Origin of the sequence: Gottschalkia acidurici 9a (assembly GCF_000299355.1) — a bacterium.
Classification (GTDB): Bacteria; Bacillota; Clostridia; order Tissierellales; family Gottschalkiaceae; genus Gottschalkia; species Gottschalkia acidurici.
On record NC_018664.1, the window covers coordinates 364,863 to 383,691 of the forward strand.

General features: G+C 31.0%; 18 protein-coding genes and 1 tRNA gene. 16 read left to right on the forward strand and 3 right to left on the reverse strand.

Going from position 1 to position 18,829, the window contains the following annotated elements; genetic code table 11:
* Positions 1–105: 105 nt before the first annotated feature.
* The 4 genes from CURI_RS01710 to clpX all read left to right on the forward strand — a co-directional run bounded on the left by CURI_RS01710 (position 106) and on the right by clpX (position 3,617).
* Positions 106–190 (forward strand) — tRNA-Leu (locus CURI_RS01710).
* Positions 191–395: 205 nt separating this feature from the next.
* Entirely contained in the window at positions 396–1,610 is a 1,215-nt protein-coding gene (tig, locus tag CURI_RS01715) for a trigger factor (RefSeq protein WP_014966555.1), read from the forward strand.
* A 107-nt stretch (positions 1,611–1,717) separates the two neighbouring features.
* Positions 1,718–2,302, forward strand: a complete 585-nt coding sequence (clpP, locus tag CURI_RS01720; RefSeq protein WP_014966556.1) for an ATP-dependent Clp endopeptidase proteolytic subunit ClpP — start codon at positions 1,718–1,720, stop codon at positions 2,300–2,302.
* 43 nt (positions 2,303–2,345) lie between these two features.
* A complete protein-coding gene (clpX, locus tag CURI_RS01725; RefSeq protein ID WP_014966557.1) occupies positions 2,346–3,617 on the forward strand; it encodes an ATP-dependent Clp protease ATP-binding subunit ClpX in 1,272 nt (423 codons plus the stop codon).
* A 41-nt stretch (positions 3,618–3,658) separates the two neighbouring features.
* Here clpX and CURI_RS01730 read toward each other — a convergent pair whose 3' ends face one another.
* Positions 3,659–4,354 (reverse strand): LysM peptidoglycan-binding domain-containing protein, encoded by a 696-nt coding sequence (locus CURI_RS01730; protein ID WP_014966558.1) that lies wholly within the window; start codon positions 4,352–4,354, stop codon positions 3,659–3,661.
* 64 nt (positions 4,355–4,418) lie between these two features.
* Entirely contained in the window at positions 4,419–5,231 is an 813-nt protein-coding gene (locus tag CURI_RS01735; RefSeq protein WP_014966559.1) for a CAP domain-containing protein, read from the reverse strand.
* 414 nt (positions 5,232–5,645) lie between these two features.
* On the opposite strand from CURI_RS01735, the gene CURI_RS01740 reads away from it, so the two are divergent.
* The 12 genes from CURI_RS01740 to CURI_RS01790 all read left to right on the forward strand — a co-directional run bounded on the left by CURI_RS01740 (position 5,646) and on the right by CURI_RS01790 (position 18,083).
* On the forward strand, positions 5,646–7,010 hold the full coding sequence (locus tag CURI_RS01740) for an MATE family efflux transporter (RefSeq protein WP_014966560.1): 1,365 nt from the start codon (positions 5,646–5,648) through the stop codon (positions 7,008–7,010).
* A gap of 105 nt (positions 7,011–7,115) precedes the next feature.
* Positions 7,116–8,894: an aminopeptidase P family protein gene (locus CURI_RS01745; RefSeq protein ID WP_014966561.1), complete on the forward strand. Its 1,779-nt coding sequence runs from the start codon at positions 7,116–7,118 to the stop codon at positions 8,892–8,894.
* Between the two features lie 220 nt (positions 8,895–9,114).
* Positions 9,115–9,906 carry a hypothetical protein gene (locus CURI_RS01750; RefSeq protein ID WP_014966562.1) on the forward strand — a complete coding sequence of 264 codons (792 nt, stop codon included), beginning with the start codon at positions 9,115–9,117 and terminating at the stop codon, positions 9,904–9,906.
* Positions 9,907–10,180: 274 nt separating this feature from the next.
* Positions 10,181–11,128, forward strand: coding sequence for a metal ABC transporter solute-binding protein, Zn/Mn family (locus CURI_RS01755; RefSeq protein WP_014966563.1), 948 nt, complete (start codon positions 10,181–10,183; stop codon positions 11,126–11,128).
* Positions 11,129–11,149: 21 nt separating this feature from the next.
* Complete coding sequence (locus CURI_RS01760; protein ID WP_014966564.1) at positions 11,150–11,863, forward strand: metal ABC transporter ATP-binding protein; 714 nt, start codon at positions 11,150–11,152, stop codon at positions 11,861–11,863.
* A 28-nt stretch (positions 11,864–11,891) separates the two neighbouring features.
* On the forward strand, positions 11,892–12,797 hold the full coding sequence (locus tag CURI_RS01765; protein ID WP_014966565.1) for a metal ABC transporter permease: 906 nt from the start codon (positions 11,892–11,894) through the stop codon (positions 12,795–12,797).
* Between the two features lie 63 nt (positions 12,798–12,860).
* A complete protein-coding gene (locus CURI_RS01770) occupies positions 12,861–14,000 on the forward strand; it encodes a metal ABC transporter permease (protein WP_014966566.1) in 1,140 nt (379 codons plus the stop codon).
* Between the two features lie 8 nt (positions 14,001–14,008).
* Positions 14,009–14,146: a hypothetical protein gene (locus tag CURI_RS15195; RefSeq protein ID WP_228370440.1), complete on the forward strand. Its 138-nt coding sequence runs from the start codon at positions 14,009–14,011 to the stop codon at positions 14,144–14,146.
* Positions 14,147–14,511: 365 nt separating this feature from the next.
* Entirely contained in the window at positions 14,512–14,724 is a 213-nt protein-coding gene (locus tag CURI_RS01775) for a FeoA family protein (protein ID WP_014966567.1), read from the forward strand.
* 2 nt (positions 14,725–14,726) lie between these two features.
* Complete coding sequence (locus CURI_RS01780; protein WP_014966568.1) at positions 14,727–16,496, forward strand: ferrous iron transporter B; 1,770 nt, start codon at positions 14,727–14,729, stop codon at positions 16,494–16,496.
* A gap of 18 nt (positions 16,497–16,514) precedes the next feature.
* The gene (locus CURI_RS01785) at positions 16,515–17,081 is read left to right on the forward strand and encodes a class I SAM-dependent methyltransferase (RefSeq protein WP_014966569.1); all 567 of its coding nucleotides are present in this window, start codon (positions 16,515–16,517) and stop codon (positions 17,079–17,081) included.
* 6 nt (positions 17,082–17,087) lie between these two features.
* A complete protein-coding gene (locus CURI_RS01790) occupies positions 17,088–18,083 on the forward strand; it encodes a lysylphosphatidylglycerol synthase transmembrane domain-containing protein (protein ID WP_014966570.1) in 996 nt (331 codons plus the stop codon).
* A 55-nt stretch (positions 18,084–18,138) separates the two neighbouring features.
* Here CURI_RS01790 and CURI_RS01795 read toward each other — a convergent pair whose 3' ends face one another.
* Positions 18,139–18,813, reverse strand: a complete 675-nt coding sequence (locus CURI_RS01795) for a Crp/Fnr family transcriptional regulator (RefSeq protein WP_014966571.1) — start codon at positions 18,811–18,813, stop codon at positions 18,139–18,141.
* Positions 18,814–18,829 lie beyond the last annotated feature (16 nt).

Consider the following 18,829-nt stretch of genomic DNA (forward strand, 5'->3'; position numbering starts at 1 on the left):
TGTAAATGTTACTTATTAAATTAGAGTTTTTTAAAAAATAGTATTGACTTTTTCGACAAAAATGTTATAATTATTTTTGTCGGTAAGGCAATTAAAAAATAATATGCGGAAATGGCGGAATTGGCAGACGCGCTAGACTTAGGATCTAGTGCCGCAAGGCGTGGGGGTTCAAGTCCTCTTTTCCGCACCAGTTGACCAATGGATGATCCATTGGTTTTTTTGCATATAATAATAGCAATATTTAGATTACTTTTATGATATAATGAAGGGTAAGGATAGACACTGGTGATTTTTATGATATAATAGAATGGTTAAAAAACTGCAGATAAAATAGAAGATCACAGTATATGATACTTATTAAATTATAAACTACCTATGAATGAGGAGGAACATAAATGAGTTCAAAAATTGAAAAAAAAGAAAATAATAAAGTAACTTTAAAAATCGAAGTAAGTTACGAAGAGTTCGAAAAGGAAGTACAACAAGCATATAACAGAAGTAAAGGAAGATTCAATATACCAGGATTCAGAAAAGGAAAAGTTCCAAGAAAAATTATAGAAACAAACTATGGTGAAGGTGTATTCTACGAAGATGCTATAAATGGTATATTCCCTAAAGTATATGACGAAGCTATAAAAGAACATGGACTAGATACAATAGATAGACCATCTTTAGACTTAGACCAAATAGAAAAAGGAAAGCCAGTAGTATTCATAGTAGAAGTAGAAGTAAAACCTGAAGTTAAATTAGGTGAATATAAGGGTATAGAAGTAGAGAAAAAAGAATATAATGTAACAGAAGAAGATATAGATGCAGAGCTTAAAAATATCCAAGAAAGAAATGCTAGACTTGTAGAAGTTGAGGACAGAGCATCTCAAGAAGGAGATACTTTAACTATAGACTACTCAGGATTCATCGGAGAAGAGCAATTTGAAGGTGGTACAGCTAAAAATCAACCACTAGAACTAGGTTCAAACAGCTTTATCCCAGGATTTGAAGAACAACTAGTTGGAAAAAATGCTGGTGAAGAAGTAGACGTTAAAGTAAACTTCCCAGAAGACTACCATGCACTAGACCTAGCTGGAAAAGAAGCTATATTCAAAGTAAAAATTCACGAAATAAAATTAAAAGAGCTACCATCACTTGATGATGAATTAGCTAAAGATGTAAGTGAATTTGATACATTAGAAGAATTAAAAGCTGATCTAAAGAGTAAGCTAGAAGAAGGAGCAGAAAAAAGAGAGAAAGCTGAATTTGAAAATTCAACTATAGAAAAAGTTTGTGAATTATCAGAAGTTGAAGTTCCAGAGGTTTTAGTTGAAAGACAAATAGATAGTAGTGTACAAGATTTTGCTTATAGACTAAGATTCCAAGGTTTAGAGCTAGAGAGATACTTAGAGTTAACTGGAACAAAAATACAAGATTTCAGAGAGCAATTTAGAGAAGATGCACAAAAATTAGTAAAAGGTGATTTAGTTCTAGAAGCTATAGCAGAAAAAGAAGGAATTGAAGCTAGTGAGGAAGAATTAAATACAGAACTAGAAAATATTGCAAAACAATACAAACAAGAATTAGAACAAGTTAAAAAACATTTACAGATGAAGATTTAGAATATATAAAAATGGGAATAATTAAGAAAAAGGCTATAGAACTATTAATGGAAAATGTTAAAATAGCCTAAATATTACTAAAGAAATAAATTACAGGAGGGGATATTGTGGCTTTAGTACCAGTAGTTGTTGAACAAACCGGCAGAGGAGAAAGATCATATGACATTTACTCTAGACTGCTAAAAGATAGAATCATATTTATCAGTGACGAAATAAATGACGTAACTGCTAGCCTTGTAGTAGCACAACTTTTATTCCTAGAATCTGAAGATCCAGATAAAGATATACAGATGTATATAAACAGTCCTGGTGGGTCTATAACATCTGGGTTTGCTATATATGACACTATGCAGTATATAAAACCTGATGTTTCAACTACATGCATAGGTATGGCAGCTAGTATGGGAGCATTCCTACTTGCTGCTGGAGCTAAAGGTAAGAGATTTGCATTACCAAATGCAGAAGTAATGATACACCAGCCACTTGGGGGAACTAGAGGTCAAGCTGAAGACATCAAGATACATGCAGAAAGAATAATCAAAACAAGAGAGCAACTTAACCAGATACTGAGTGAAAGAACAGGTCAACCTCTAGAAAGAATAGAAAAAGATACTGATAGAGATAACTTCATGAGTGCTGAAGAAGCAAAAGAATATGGACTAATAGATGAAGTTATAGTTCGTGGAAAATAGTTAGTGAAACTAACTATTATCTTAAAAAAGAGGTGAATTAACGATGGCAAAGATTGAAGAAAAGCAACTAAAATGCTCTTTTTGTGGAAAAACTCAGGAGCAAGTTAGAAGACTTGTAGCAGGACCAAATGTGTTTATATGTGATGAATGTATAGACTTATGTCAAGAGATAATAGAAGAAGAGTTTGAAGTTGATTTCGAAGTTGATTTTACTGAATTACCAAAACCATCGGAAATAAAAGAAACTCTAGATGAATATGTAATACAACAGGAAAAAGCAAAGCGTGCATTAGCTGTTGCAGTATATAATCACTATAAAAGAATAAATAAGAAATCTTCAAACAATGATATAGAGTTACAAAAAAGTAATATAGTAATGATAGGGCCAACAGGATCAGGAAAGACATTACTTGCTCAGACCTTAGCTAAGATACTAAATGTACCATTTGCTATCGCTGATGCAACTTCTTTAACAGAAGCAGGATACGTTGGGGAAGATGTTGAAAATATTATTTTAAAGCTGATACAAGCGGCAGATTATGATGTAGAAAGAGCAGAGAAAGGTATAATCTACATTGATGAGATAGATAAAATAGCTAGAAAATCAGAAAACCCTTCTATAACTAGGGATGTTAGTGGTGAAGGAGTACAACAAGCATTACTAAAGATTCTAGAAGGAACAGTAGCAAGTGTACCACCACAAGGTGGAAGAAAGCATCCTCATCAAGAGTTTATACAAATAGATACTACTAATATACTGTTTATAGTAGGCGGAGCATTTGACGGAATACAGGATGTAGTACAACAAAGAATAGGTAAAAAATCTATGGGATTTGGGGCAGAGATTCAAAGTAAAAATGATAAAGATACAAGTGAACTTTTAAAGAATCTTCAACCGGAAGACCTTTTAAAATTTGGTCTAATACCAGAGTTTGTTGGAAGATTACCAATAATGGTGACTTTAGAACAACTAGATAGAGATGCATTAGTAGATATTCTTACTAAACCTAAAAATGCACTAACTAAGCAATACAAAGAGCTATTAGCTATGGATGGTGTGGAATTAGAGATAGAAAAAGAAGCACTAGAATTAGTTGCAGAAAAGGCAATAGAGAGAAAAACAGGTGCAAGAGGTTTAAGAGGAATCATAGAAGAAATAATGCTAGACATTATGTATGAGATACCATCACGAGAAGATATAGAAAAGTGTATTATAACTAAAGATACTATAAAAGAAAATAAAGAACCAACACTAGTTCTTTCAGAAAAAAGAAAAAACAAATCAACAGAAGAAACAGATGAAGAAACAGCTTAATAAAAGGCCCACGACCTGTGGGCTTTTTATGTTTTTCACTTCTAAACATTGGTAGCTCTAGGTATACATATATGCCTTCCCTGAACAAATTCACTAGGTGATAGGTGAGGGTTAGCTCTTAATAAATCCGAAACTGAAACTGTAAACTTCTCTGCAATACTAGTTAAGTTTTCATTTGCTCTGATTATATAAGAGGTAGTTCCTCTAGGACAAACTGTTGATGGTCTTGATGGTGGAATACACAATTTCTGACCAACTCTTAAATTATTAAAGTTTACGCCTGGGTTTGCCTGAACTAAAGAATTGTATGAGACATTAAAGTTTATAGCGATTTTATGCAAAGTGTCCCCTCTTCTTACTTCATATTCTCTACTTCCAGCAGGGCATCGTCTTTCTCTTCTAGGTATACATATCCTTTGACCTACATGCAATGCGTAAGGATCTACGAAAGGATTAGCCTCTCTAAGTTCTCTAACAGTTAATCCATATTGCTGAGCAATTCTATAGAAGTCGTCACCTCTTCTAACTGTGTGGAAAAATCCATTCGGACAAGTAGACTCACCACCTAATGGCACACATATCTCCTGACCTACAGATAAGTTGTACGGATTAATCGTAGGATTCAGGATTAATAGAATTGGAACAGATATGTTAAAATCCATCGCGATTTTGGATAGAGTGTCACCAGGTCTAACTCTATATTTTCTGGTGCCCTCAGGACATCTTATATTTAACAAAAAAACACCTCCTAAACATACTTATTTTATAGTATTCTAGGAAGTGCTTTATAGTTACAACTAATTAGTTAGTGAACATTTGAGTCCAGTAAGTAGTACCATTTTTCTCAACATATCCTACACCAATAGTTCCAAAGTTAGATGAAAGAATGTTAGCTCTATGTCCTGGAGAGTTCATCCATCCAGTAACTACGCTTTGAGCTGAGTCATAGCCTTTAGCTATATTTTCTCCTGCTGTATTGTATTTAATTCCGAATTGTTTCATCATGTCAAATGGACTTCCGTAAGTTGGTGAAGTATGGCTAAAGTAATTTTTATCGGCCATATCTTGAGATTTAGTACGAGCTACCTTTGATAATTCAGCGCTCATTTTTAATGGAGCTAAACCTTGTTTACTTCTTTCAACATTTACTAATCTTACAACTTCAGATTCTATACTTGAAACATTAGATGGAGTACTTTGATCTTGATTGTTCTCAGTTGGAGTAGAAGTATCTGGTTTGCTTGGTTTTTGAGTTTGATCGTTAGTATCTGGTTTATTTGGTTTTTGAGTTTGGTCACTAGTATCTGGCTTACTTGGTTTTTGAGCTTGATCATTAGTGTTTGGTTTACATGGTTTTTGATTTTGATCATTAGTGTTTGGTTTACTTGGTTTTTGGTTTTGATCGTTAGTGTTTGGCTTATTAGGTGTTTTATTCGGACAGTTATCGTTTTTGTTATTTTTTAAATAATACACAAATTTATTGTTACTTGGTAATTTAGATATATCACACTTAGTGTTATAGTTTAAAGTTTGTGCATTAACACTACCTACGCTTCCTAAAATAACTGTTCCTGCCATTAACGATATAGATATTTTCTTGATAGAATTTTTCATATATGTTGCCTCCTTAGTATTTTATAAGCTTAGTGTGCTTAGCTTTTTTTCAGTATAACATTGAAAAGAAACAAAAGAAAAGTGGAAAATTGTGGACTAAAAATGAAAAAAGTATGACAAAACGGTAAAAATAAATGATTATAGAGGTTACAAAAAATATATTGGTAAATTATTCATGGGAGATATATATAGTTTTTTGATATATTAAGTTATTATAAGAAGGATATTTAAAGCTAAGTTGACATTGATATACCCATTTAACTACATAATATTCTTCACAAATGTTAACATAGTAAGATTATTAAATCCATTTTATTGGAGTAAGCAGTTTACTTATTTTTATTGATATCTTGTATCTATAAAATACTGATATAAGTTTACAATATAATATATACTAATGAACGGAGGAGAAATATGGATCTAATAAAAAAAGACAAAACATTTTATAAAGCTATGTTTTCTATAGCGATACCTGTAACTATTCAAAATTTAATTTCATCATCACTAAATATGGTAGACACACTCATGGTTACTAAATTAGGATCAACAAATGTAGCAGCGGTGGGACAAGCTAATCAAGTGTTTTTTCTACTTACATTACTCTTATTTGGAATAAGCAGTGGGGCGTCTATATTTATAGCACAGTTCTGGGGTAAAAGAGATAGAATAAATATTAGAAGAGTATTAGGTTTAGCAATTATTTTAGGAGTATCATTAAGTCTAATATTTACTTTTGCAGCTCTACTTTTTTCGAAACAGATAATGAGAATTTTAATAAATGACGCAGAAGTTATAGCACTTGGTTCTAAATATTTGAAGATAGTTTGTATAAGTTATATATTTACAGCTATAACTTATGCATATAGTGGTGCCTGTAGAAGTGTACGACAAGCAAAGTTACCTATGCTTATAAGTTTCATCTCTATACTATTAAATACGTTACTAAATTATACTTTTATATTTGGTAACTTTGGATTTAAGGCAATGGGAATAGAAGGAGCAGCTATAGCAACAGTAATAGCTAGAATGATAGAATCTTTTCTAATAGTATCAATAATATATAGAGATGAAGGAAATGTACTAAAAGCAAAGATAAGAGAACTTACAGATATATCATCAAATTTTGTAAAAAAGTTTATCCATACAACACTGCCAGTTATAATGAATGAAGGAATGTGGTCGCTAGGAGTAGTAATGTACTCTATTGCTTATGCATCTGGAGGAAAAGAAGCTACGGCAGCAGTTCAAGTAGCTATCACTATACAAAATATATTTATGGTACTTTCACTGGGATTAGCAAGTGCATGTGCTACAATGATAGGTAATAAAATTGGATCAGGTGAAGAAGAGGAAGGAATACTATATGCGAAGAAGTTTTGTGTTATAGGTGCAATTGCCGGAATATGTTTAGGATTAATTTTATATCTTTCATCTCCGTATATACTGAAGATATTTAGTAGTACATCTCCTCAACTTTATGAAACTAGTAAAAAGGTTCTTGCAGTCATATCAGTCTTTATACCTTGTAAGCTATTCACTACTGTTATGATAGTAGGAGTATTTAGAGGTGGTGGAGATACTAAGTATTCTATGATGCTTGAAGTAGGATGTGTATGGTTAATAGGAGTACCATTTGCATTTATAGGTGCACTAGTATTTAAGCTACCTGTATATTGGGTTGTGGCTTGTGCATATACTGAAGAAATAATAAAGACATTATTAGGAATGCCAAGATTAATATCTAAGAAGTGGGTTAAAAATATAGTTGAAGATATATAGGGAAATATGCAAATAAATTTTGTCGCATTTCCTGGGAAATTAAAATATGTTGAGATAAATTAATATTTAAACTTAATTTATCTCAATATAAAGGAGGATAAGAAATTGAAAGTAAATGAAAAAATAACATCACTTAGAAAGCTGATGAAAGAAAAAAATTTAGATGCATACATAATACCAACCTCTGATCCACATCAAAGTGAATATGTTCCAGACTATTGGAAAGGGAGAGAATGGATTTCTGGATTTACAGGCTCAGCTGGAACTGTAGTTGTAACTATGAAAGAAAGTGGACTATGGACAGATGGTAGATATTTTATACAAGCTGAGAAAGAGTTAAAGAGTAGTGAAATAAAACTATATAAAATGGGTCAAGATAAAGTTCCAAGTATCAATAAATATCTAGAAGATCAGCTGGAATCTTCATCATGCGTAGGATTTGATGGAAAATTATTTTCATATGATCAGGTAAAGAATATGAAGAAGACTTTCAAAAAGAAAAATATAAAAATAAACTCAAGCTATGATTTAATTGGAGAACTATGGGGTGAGAGACCTCAACTACCTAATGAAAAGATATTTACACATGATGTAAAATACTCAGGAAAAAGCGTAAAGGAAAAATTAGAAGTAGTAAGAAAAAAAATGAAGGAAAAAAATGCAGATTTTTATGTGCTAAGTTCACTAGACGATATAGCTTGGCTTTTTAATATAAGAGGTAGAGATATACCTTGTAATCCTATAGCTATATCCTATACTTTAGTATCTACCAATAATGCCACATTGTTTATAGACGATACAAAGCTTACGTCTAGTGTTAAAGAATATTTATGTAAAAATGGAGTAGAAATAAAAGAATATAGTGATATAAAAACTGTTATGGAAAAGCTAGATTGGAAGTCAAATATATATCTGGATTCTTCTAAAACGAGTGTATGGCTTCATGACAGTATTCCTTCAACATGTGAAAAAATATATGGAAAAGATATAGTAATGAATTTAAAGGCTATAAAAAATGACATAGAAATAGAGAATTTTAAAAAATGCCAAATAAGAGATGGTGTAGCTATGGTTAAATTTCTTTGTTGGCTAGATAAAAATATAGGAAAAGAGAAGATAACAGAATTATCTGTAAGTGAAAAGTTAGAAGAATTCAGAAGACTAGGTGAAAATTATATAGAACCAAGTTTTGAGACTATATCTGGATATAAAGATCATGGAGCAATAGTCCATTATAGTGCGAGTGAAGATAGTCAATACATATTAAAAAATGAAGGGATGCTCCTGCTAGATTCAGGAGGACAATATCTAGATGGAACTACTGATATAACAAGAACTATAGTCTTAGGTAAGGTGACAGAAGAAGAAAAGAGAGACTTTACATTAGTTCTGAAAGGAAATATTTCATTAAGTAAAGCTAAATTTTTATATGGAACAACAGGCTCAAGATTAGACATATTAGCAAGACTTCCTTTATGGGAACAGGGTCTAGATTTTAAACATGGCACAGGACATGGTGTAGGTTATCTGTTAGGAGTACATGAAGGTCCACAGAGGATTTCATATGCACATAATGACATTAAACTTGAACCAGGAATGCTTATTACTAACGAACCAGGACTATACAAAGAAAATAAGCATGGTATAAGAACCGAAAATATTTTGTTAGTTACAGAAGATAAAAAAACTGAGTTCGGAAAGTTTATGAAGTTTGAAGTTACTACATTTTGTCCTATAGATTTAAATGGAGTATCTGTAGAACTACTTACTGAAGAAGAAAAAAGATGGTTAAATGAATATCATAAAGATGTATATGAGAAGCTATCAGTTTATTTAAATGAAGAAGAAAAAGAGTGGTTAAAAATAAGTACTAGGGAAGTTTAATCATTTATATATTTTTATTTAAAACAAAAGTCATAAGATAAAGGCAATAAGTCTAAGTCTTATGACTTTTATTTTTTAAAACTTAAAGATTAATCTAGATTGATATAAAAGTATATCTAGAGTATCAAAGCAAAGTTAATATTAAAGAATAGGGAATATAAGTCGATAATATGGTTAATTGTACAAAATATAGGAGAATAGCTTATAGGGGGATAGCTTTATGGATATTAAACTAAACGAGAATTCAACTTTATTTACTAATCAAATGTATAAGTCAGGGAAGTATGTAGAAAGTGCGAACAAGTTAGGAGAAAAAGTTCAGGCAAATATAAATATGAAAAAAGATATGTTAGAGATATCTGACGAAGGAATGCTAAAACTTAAACTAAGAAATCTTACACAAGCTGATAAACTAGAAAAGAGAAAAGATGAATATAAAGAGGTTTTAGAACAAAGACTTAAAATATTTGAAGATGCACAATCTACTATACAGTTAGCTAGAAAATTAATTCTGGAGTCTATGAAAGATAATGTCTCCACAGAGGAAAAGGAGAATATAGATTCAGAAGTAAAAGACATGTTAGAAGATATTCAACATATTGTGGATGAAGCAGTTAAAAACAATCAGAAAACTAATGTTAATAATACTGAAGATATTAAAGATAAAGATAATAATATGAGTGAATATAACGACATAGAATTACCATCTCTTGAAAAAGAAGAAGTCAATGAAAAAGAAGAAAGTAAAGATAAAATTGACTTTAAAGATATAGACATAAAAAATAATCCTTTCGAGGCACTAGCATTACTTTCAGATGCGTCTGATTCATTGCTGAATGAAATTAATAAAATACTTAAACAAATTAACATGCTTCAAAAAAATATAGATGAATTACTAGGAGAAGATGTTGAGAAAAAAGAAAAGATAAAGGTTGAAGATATAAATAATAACGAGTTGGTAGAAAATATAAAAGAAGAAAATAATAAAGAAAATACAAGCCAGCCCAATTAAATATGTTGTTTATACTTCATCCTATAGTAGGGCTATATAAGGAACAATAAATATAGCTATAAAAATAAAAAATCCTAAATAATTAGGATTTTTTTATTTTTTGTAAGTTAGGCAGAACCAAGTACAAGTATGTAATCATATAGTAGACTAGTATAAATTATAAAAAGTTCGATATTTTTTATTATTCATATTTAAAGCAATATTATAGTATATATAAAATGAAATGAAAATGATTATCAATTAAAGGATTAACTATATAAAAGGAGTGTGTGAAATGAAACGCTTTATATCTATTATTATGATTCTTAGTTTACTTGTTTTAACATTAATAGGTTGTAATAATAAGCCACAAGATGAGATAACAGATAGTAAAGAAAATGAAAAGATTAAAGTGGTAGCTACAACTACAATGATAACAGACCTAGTAAAAGCTATAGGTGGAGAAAATATAGAAGTACAAGGGCTAGTAGGACCGGGAATAGATCCACATCTATATAAAGCTAGTGCAGGGGACGTAAATAAAATGCAAAATGCTGATGCTATTTTCTATAATGGACTTTATTTGGAAGGAAAGATGGGAGAAATATTTGAGAACTTGGAGAAGATTAATATAAAAACTGTGGCTATAAGTAAAGACATAGATAAGTCAGAACTACTTCAGTCAGAAGAATTCGAGGGAAACTTTGATCCGCATATATGGTTTGATGTGTCATTGTGGATAAAGGCTACTGAAACAGTAAAAAACTCTCTCATAGAGTTAGACGCGGCTAACAAGCAAGAATACGAAAAAAATGCAGAAGAATATATGGAACAATTAAGAAAGCTTAATCAATATGTAATAGATAAGGTAGAGAAGGTTCCACAAGAAAAAAGAATACTTATAACAGCTCATGATGCATTCAATTATTTTGGAAGAGCATATAAGTTTGAGGTAAAAGGACTTCAAGGAATAAGTACAGCCTCAGAAGCTGGAACTTCTGATGTTAAAAATTTAGCTGAATTTATAGTAGAAGAAAAGATACCTGCAATATTTATAGAGTCGTCCCTACCTAGAAGAAATGTTGAAGCATTACAAGAGGCTGTAAAAGCTAGAGGATTTGATGTAGAAATTGGAGGAGAACTTTTCTCAGACTCACTTGGAGAAGTAGGTACAGAAGGTGGAGATTATGCAGGAATGGTTAAACATAATATAGATACCATAACTAAGAATTTTGAGAAATGATCTAAGAAGGAGGAGTTTTAGATGAGTAAAATAATAAAAGTTGAAGACTTAACAGTTGCTTATGAAGAAAAGCCTGTTTTGTGGGATATAAATTTAGAAATACCTTCAGGAATATTAATGGCTATAGTAGGGCCTAACGGAGCAGGAAAGTCGACACTTATTAAAACTATGCTGAATCTGATAAAACCAGTAGCTGGAAGAGTAACATTCTGGGGTAGTCCTTATGAAGAAATGATAAAAAATATAGCTTATGTACCACAAAGAGGGTCAGTAGATTGGGACTTTCCAACGAATGTATATGATGTAGTAATGATGGGGAGATATGGAGACCTAGGATGGTTCAAAAGACCGAAGAGATTAGATAAAGTACTTACGATAGAAGCAATTGAGAAAGTAGGTATGACTGAATTCTCAGACAGACAAATTAGTCAACTATCAGGAGGACAGCAACAGAGAGTGTTTTTAGCAAGAGCTTTAGCACAAAGTGCTGAAATTTACTTCATGGATGAACCTTTCCAAGGAGTAGATGCAAAGACAGAAGAAGCTATAATAAATTTATTAAAAGAACTTCGTTCTCAAGGAAAAACAGTAGTAGTAGTACATCATGATTTACAAACAGTAGATAAGTACTTTGACTATGTTACATTGTTAAATAAGAAAGTAATAGAATCAGGGCCTGTAAAAGAAGTATTTACTGATGAAAAAATATTAAAGACTTATGCTGTTAATAACTAAAGTGACTATATTTAAACTGGAGGTGATAGTGTTGAATTTTTTAAAAGATGTTTTATTGGATCATACTTTTATTACAGTAGGTTTAGGAGCCACTGCATTCGGAGCAATTAGTGGTATATTAGGTACGTTTGCAGTTCTTAGGAAACAGAGTTTAATAGGAGATGCTATATCTCATGCTACTTTACCCGGAATATGTATAATGTTTCTTCTGACAGGAACTAAGAGTACACCATTATTTCTTATAGGTGCACTGATATCAGGAATAGTTGCTAGTGTAATAGTTATGTATATAACTAAAGTATCTAAGGTTAAGTATGACAGTTCCTTAGGAATGATCTTGTCAGTGTTTTTTGGATTAGGGTTAGTACTTTTAACTTATATTCAAAAAATACCTAATGCAAATCAAGCTGGACTAGATAAATTTCTATTCGGTCAGGCATCTACACTATTGAAAATAGATGTTAAGATTATGGGTGCTGTAGCTATTATAGTGATAATTATAACTTCACTACTGTGGAAAGAATTTAAAATATTATGCTTTAATAGTGAATTTGGTGCAAGCTTGGGTTTACCTATGAAAAAATTAGATTTTTTATTAACTTGCTTATTAGTATTATCTATAGTTATGGGGCTTCAGACTGTAGGAGTAATATTAATGAGTGCTATGATTATTGCACCAGCAGTAGCTGCAAGACAGTGGACAGATAAACTTTGGCTTATGACTGTACTATCAGCTATATTTGGTTCTGTATCTGGTATTAGCGGAACTTTAGTAAGCTTCTTTATTCCCAAAATGCCAACAGGACCTGTAATAGTAATTATTATGAGTTGTATAGTTTTTATATCAATCTTATTTGCACCTAGCAGAGGTGTAATTTGGAATAAGATTAAGAATAGAAAAAACAAAGAAACAGTAAATAAAAAAGAGCATTAAACGAACTAAATAGTAAAGAAAAGATATCAGCTTTATAAATTAGCCATATAAGGAGGGGAGAAAATGAATTTAGCACAAGTAGAAATATTAATAATTGCAGTTCTAACATCTGCATCTTGTGCACTCATAGGTAGTTTTCTTATACTAAGAAAAATGGCAATGATGAGTGATGCCATAAGTCATACTATTCTTTTGGGAATTGTAGTTGCTTTTTTTATTACTCAAGACTTATCTTCACCGCTATTAATTATTGGAGCTACACTAACGGGATTAGCAACAGTATTCTTGGTAGAAATGCTGCAGAAAACTAAGTTAGTTAGTGAAGATGCATCTATCGGAACCATATTTCCTTTTCTATTTAGTATAGGAATAATTTTGATTAGTTTGTATGCAGGGAATATTCATTTGGATATAGACTCAGTCTTACTTGGTGAGTTAGCATTTGCGCCTTTTGATAGATTAGTTATAAGAGGATTAGACTTAGGGGCAAAATCTATATATGTAATGGGTGTAATATTTTTATTAGACTTGATATATATAGTGTTATTTTATAAGGAGTTAAAAATAGTTACATTCGACAGTGCATTAGCAACTGCTATAGGTATTTCACCTATTATAGTACATTATTCATTAATGACTTTAGTATCAGTTACAACTGTAGGAGCGTTTAATGCAGTTGGGGCAATATTAGTAGTAGCTTTAATGATAGTACCACCTAGTACAGCTTATTTCTGGGTGGAAGATCTAAAGAAGATGATTATATGGAGTACGATTTTTGGAGCTCTAAGCGCCATAATTGGACTTTTAATAGCCTTTAGACTGGATATATCTATTGCGGGCTCTATGTCTGTAATGTCAGGAGTTATATTTTTAATAGTATTCATATTCAGTCCTAAGAAAGGATTATTAACTATATTAAAGAGAAGAAAAAGACAAAAATATGAATTTGCAGAATTATCTCTACTAATGCACTTACTTAATCATCAAGAGATTGAGTATGAAGAGATAGAGTTGAAAAAGCCAACTATAGTAGAGCACTTGAGATGGGAAGAACAATTTTTAAATGAGATTATAGAGCGTTTAAGTAAATATAAATATATAAGCATTGAAGATGACTTACTGAAGATAAATGATAATGGGATAGAATATATAAGAAATAACTCTATTTTAAAAGAATCAGAAAATATACAGTTATGTAAGTGAATTATGAAATGAATAATATAAAAAAGATGTTTATTATAATATCTATACTTGTGGCAATATCTACAGCATTAGTTGGATCTATAACTTTCTTAGGACTACTCGTTGTCAATTTTACTTATGAGTATATAGCTATATATTTGTTATAGATAGAGCTGCAGTTGTAGGTGGAAATACATCGGATAAAGAGACTTTAGAAAATGATATAGTTAAGAAAACAGAAGCATAAAAAATAATAAAATTATATACCTTGACTCACATGTTTGGTATGTTGCACCAGGAGGACTTAATACAGCTTTAAAAATGGTAGAAGATGTGGAGAAGGTTTTTGAATAGCAAAAAATTATAATAGAAAATAATAATAAAGATAAAAGCTCATCTTTTTCAAGTTTTGAAAGATGAGCTTTTATTTTTGTAATGAGTGCAAGTGATTTTAATTATCAATTGGGTTGACTTAGCAATGAAAGCATGATATAACAATGATAATGATAATATCTATCAATGGAGGGATTATATGACTTTATATGAATTAGACAAATCTAGGAAATGTATTCTTGCGAAAACTCCAGGTAACTCACTGTTAAATTCAATAGGAGTAAGAGAAGGCAAGAAAGTATCAATGGTTACAAAACAACCACTAGGAGGACCAATTGTGGTACAAGTGGATAAAAGAAATATAGCTATATCAAAAGACATAGCGTGTCAGATTGAAATCGAGGAGGAATAATAATGAGTTGTCATGATGAAGCTAAAGCATTACCATTAGACGATTCCATAGGTATAAAAATACTTTTAATGGGAAATCCCAATGTAGGTAAGAGTGTTATGTTCTCAAAACTTACTGGAAAGGAAGTTATAGCATCAAATTATACGGGAACAACAGTAGGGTTCACTCATGGATCAGTTAATGTAAAGGGGAAAGAGGGAACTCTTATAGATGTACCTGGTACATATTCTTTACAGGCTACATCTCCAGCGGAAGAAGTAGCAATAGACTTTTTAAATCAAGGAGCGGATGTGGTACTGTGTGTACTAGATTCTACAAATTTAGAAAGAAACTTAAATTTAGCTCTGCAAATAAAAGAATACAATATACCTATCATATTTGCACTAAACCTTACGGATGTGGCCGAGCAACAAGGAATAAAAATAGATGTGCAAAAACTAAGTAAGGAACTTAATTCACCAGTTATACCTACTGTTGCTACTAGAAATATAGGGCTTAGAGACATAATAAATAAGATTTCAGAGTTATGTGAAGACAAAGGTAACAATAATGAAGAAGTAAAAAAGATGTCACAAGGTGATAGATGGATGAAAGTAGGGGAGATAGTAGAAAAAGTGCAGACTATAGAAGACAAAGAACCTACATTCATGGAAAAAATGGGTGAATACACCCTAAGGCCTATGCCGGGAATACCAATAGCAGCTTTAGTTTTACTACTATCATTAGCAATAGTAGTTGGTATAGGTAAAGGATTAAGAGCAGGATTACTCTTGCCTCTTATAAATAATTTTGTAACACCTTTCTTTACTAGTATAGTATCTAAATTTGCTACAGAAGGTAGTCTAATATATAACGTATTAGTTGGTGAATATGGAGTTTTAATTAAGGGTATAGAATGGCCTTTCGCACTTATATTACCGTATGTGTTTTTATTCTACATAGTATTAGCGTTCTTAGAAGATAGTGGGTATTTACCAAGAATAGCAGTTTTAGTAGATAGTATATTTAGAAAAATAGGAATTCAAGGTGGAAATGTAGTACCACTTATAATGGGATATGGATGTGCAGTTCCAGCTATATTAGGAAGTAGAGCTGCTACATCTTATAAAGAAAGAATAATAGTAGCTTCTGTAGTGTCGTTAGGAATTCCATGTGTAGCTCAGACAGGTGCATTTATAGCATTACTAGGATCTCATTCAGCTGCGTTATTAGTTTTAGTATACATTATATCTTTTATAGTTATGATTTGTGGTGGACTTATATTAAATAAAATGATACCAGGAAAGTCAGATCCTATACTACTAGAAATTCCGAACTTACTTAAACCAGATTTAAAATCTATGGTGAAGAAAATATGGATACGTACAAAAAGTTTTATGATTGAAGCTGAAGTACCAATGTTAATTGGAGTTGCATTTGCAGCCTTAGTGGCTGAGACAGGAGTTCTAAATTCGGCTAGTAAAGTGTTAGAACCTGTTATAGAAGGATGGTTAGGATTACCTAAGGAAGCAACATTAGGACTTATTTTAGGAATTATAAGAAGAGAACTTGCAGTACTTCCTATGCTAGAGTTAAACTTAAACACTCTACAATTATTAGTAGGATCAATAGTAGCACTATTTTATATACCATGCTTATCTGTTGTGGGCGTACTTATAAAAGAATTTGGCATGAAAATAGCTTTAACTATATCAGCAATAACGATAATATTAGCGTTTTTATTTGGTGGAATAGTAAACCAAATAGGAAGTTTCGTGTTACAAATAATATAGATAAATGGAGGAAAAAAGATGAGCATAATACCTAGATTTACTAAGTCCTTGGAAAGAATAACGTCCTTCTTTCCAAGACTAGTGTACTTTTATAGTCTTTATTATAAAGATATAGTAGAAAAAGAAGTTGAGTTAGGACAATTGACTGAAGAAGATAAAGTGCTTTGCATAGGAGGAGGACCATTTCCATGCACAGCATTAGAAATAGCTTACCAGACAGGAGCAAAGGTTTGCGTAGTAGACTGTGATCCTGTGGCTGTAAGTTGTGCTCAAAGAGTTATAGACAAACTTAATATGTCAGAAAGAGTACGCGTATTTATATCAAGAGGAGAAGATATAGATCCTTCAAAATATTCAGTAATACATATGGCATTACAAGTATTCCCTAAAGATAAAATACTTAAAAATATCTTAAAAAGATGTTCTAGTGAAACCAGAGTGCTAGTTCGTAGTCCCAAAGAGCATCTTAAGTCATTATACTTCAAGGAATTCGAAATTACTGATAATCAATATCAGAATCAATCTATAGATCAAGATAACTGTACAATGAATGCGACTCTATTATTTAGAAAAATAAAGGAGTGAATAAGTGTGAAAAAATACCTTCTTCTGCTAGCAAGCATAGCATCGGTAGTAATGATATTATGGTTAGCTGACTTTAATAAGGTATTTAACGCTATAAAATCTTTTGATATGAGTATCATTATCATAGGATGTGTTCTACAGATAATAACTGTGATGTTGCTTAATATACAATGGTATACAATTAGTATACAAATTGGACAGAAGATATCTTTTAAAAACATTTTTCATATAAATATGGCTGGAACATTTACAGAAAGTATAACTCCTTCAGTAAAATTTGGAGGAGAACTAACAAAGATACTTATGATAAAGTCAATTGCAAACATATCGACAAGCAAGTCAACAGCAATAGTAGGAGTTCAAAAGACAATTAGTATCTTCACATTCATAGTACTCAATATAATATCATTACTTTTATTTATAATTCAAAGTACTAATTTAAGTTCTAATATTATTAATGTAATAGTAATTAGTTTTATAGTATTAACGGTGATATTCGCACTTATAAGCCTAATGCTATTTTACCCACAGAAGATTAAATATATCACCAAATTTATGAAAAATGAAAATAGATTTAAACAAAAAATAGAAGATGGAATTGATGGTTTTAATAAATCTTTTAGAGAAATGATAAAGAATAAAAGATTACTCATTTTACAAACTATACTTTCGATTATTATATGGCAGTTTTATGGAGTAAAAGCTTATCTTATAGCAAAAGGACTAAATGTAGATGTTAGTCTTATACAAATGTCTGTTATAACTTATCTTACATATATGGTATCTATGATTCCATTATTACCAGGTGGTGCTGGTAGTTTTGAAGGAACTATGATTTTACTGCTTACGTCTATCGGGGTACCATCATACAATGGAATGGCAATTTCTATAATGTTAAGATTTGTTACTTTCTGGTTTGTATTTTTAATAAGTGCTGCTTATTTGTTAATTCATCAAATATTTAAAGTAACTAAAAAGAAATTGAAGACTTTAAGTGTATAAAAGAAATTTCAAAAGTCATACTTAGTTAAACTATAACAACTAAGTATGACTTTTTTTAGCTTTCATAAAGAATTAAGTTCAACTCTTCTAAATCCTTAATTATAATAGTTCTTTTGTCAAATGTTAATATACCTTTATCACTTAAATCTCTAAGCTCTCTTGAAAGTGAAGATCTTGAAACATTCATATGCTCAGACCAAGATTTTTTTGAAAAAGATAAAGTTATCTTATTAGAATTATTTTTTTCACATTCATTGATAAGAAAGAAAGCTATCTTTTCTTTAATAGAATTTAAAGAAAGTATTTCGATTTTTTTATTTAATTCTAGTATACGATTAGATACAGACTCTAAAAAGTTTATCATTATTCTCTTATCAATTAAAAACAATTTTAGTAGTTCATTCTTATGAATAAGCAATATATCAGACGGACTACATGCAGAGATGTTAGATGGGTAATATTCAATTTTAGAAAACATTGAGGCATTAGCAATTAGGTCAGGTGCAGTTCTCGTAGTTACTGTTACAACCTTTCCACAAGGAAATATTTTTTGAACATCTATAGATCCAGATAAGATAATTCCTATTGTATCAGCAATCTTTTCATAGGAGAAGACAATTTCATTTTCTTTAAAATGTTCAACTCTATAATTTATACTTCCCAAAAGATGCTCTATATGACTTAAAGCTTGGCCTTTGAATAGACTACATTCTTTAAGAATATTTAACATATTACTTAACTCTCCT

Coding starts and splice junctions, on each gene's coding strand:
- CURI_RS01785 (WP_014966569.1), top strand. CDS start 16,515: ATGAGCATAATACCTAGATTTACTAAGTCCTTGGAAAGAATAACGTCC.
- CURI_RS01735 (WP_014966559.1), bottom strand. CDS start 5,231: ATGAAAAATTCTATCAAGAAAATATCTATATCGTTAATGGCAGGAACA.
- CURI_RS01750 (WP_014966562.1), top strand. CDS start 9,115: ATGGATATTAAACTAAACGAGAATTCAACTTTATTTACTAATCAAATG.
- CURI_RS01775 (WP_014966567.1), top strand. CDS start 14,512: ATGACTTTATATGAATTAGACAAATCTAGGAAATGTATTCTTGCGAAA.
- CURI_RS01795 (WP_014966571.1), bottom strand. CDS start 18,813: ATGTTAAATATTCTTAAAGAATGTAGTCTATTCAAAGGCCAAGCTTTA.
- CURI_RS01740 (WP_014966560.1), top strand. CDS start 5,646: ATGGATCTAATAAAAAAAGACAAAACATTTTATAAAGCTATGTTTTCT.
- CURI_RS01770 (WP_014966566.1), top strand. CDS start 12,861: ATGAATTTAGCACAAGTAGAAATATTAATAATTGCAGTTCTAACATCT.
- CURI_RS01760 (WP_014966564.1), top strand. CDS start 11,150: ATGAGTAAAATAATAAAAGTTGAAGACTTAACAGTTGCTTATGAAGAA.
- tig (WP_014966555.1), top strand. CDS start 396: ATGAGTTCAAAAATTGAAAAAAAAGAAAATAATAAAGTAACTTTAAAA.
- CURI_RS15195 (WP_228370440.1), top strand. CDS start 14,009: ATGAATAATATAAAAAAGATGTTTATTATAATATCTATACTTGTGGCA.
- CURI_RS01755 (WP_014966563.1), top strand. CDS start 10,181: ATGAAACGCTTTATATCTATTATTATGATTCTTAGTTTACTTGTTTTA.
- CURI_RS01780 (WP_014966568.1), top strand. CDS start 14,727: ATGAGTTGTCATGATGAAGCTAAAGCATTACCATTAGACGATTCCATA.
- clpX (WP_014966557.1), top strand. CDS start 2,346: ATGGCAAAGATTGAAGAAAAGCAACTAAAATGCTCTTTTTGTGGAAAA.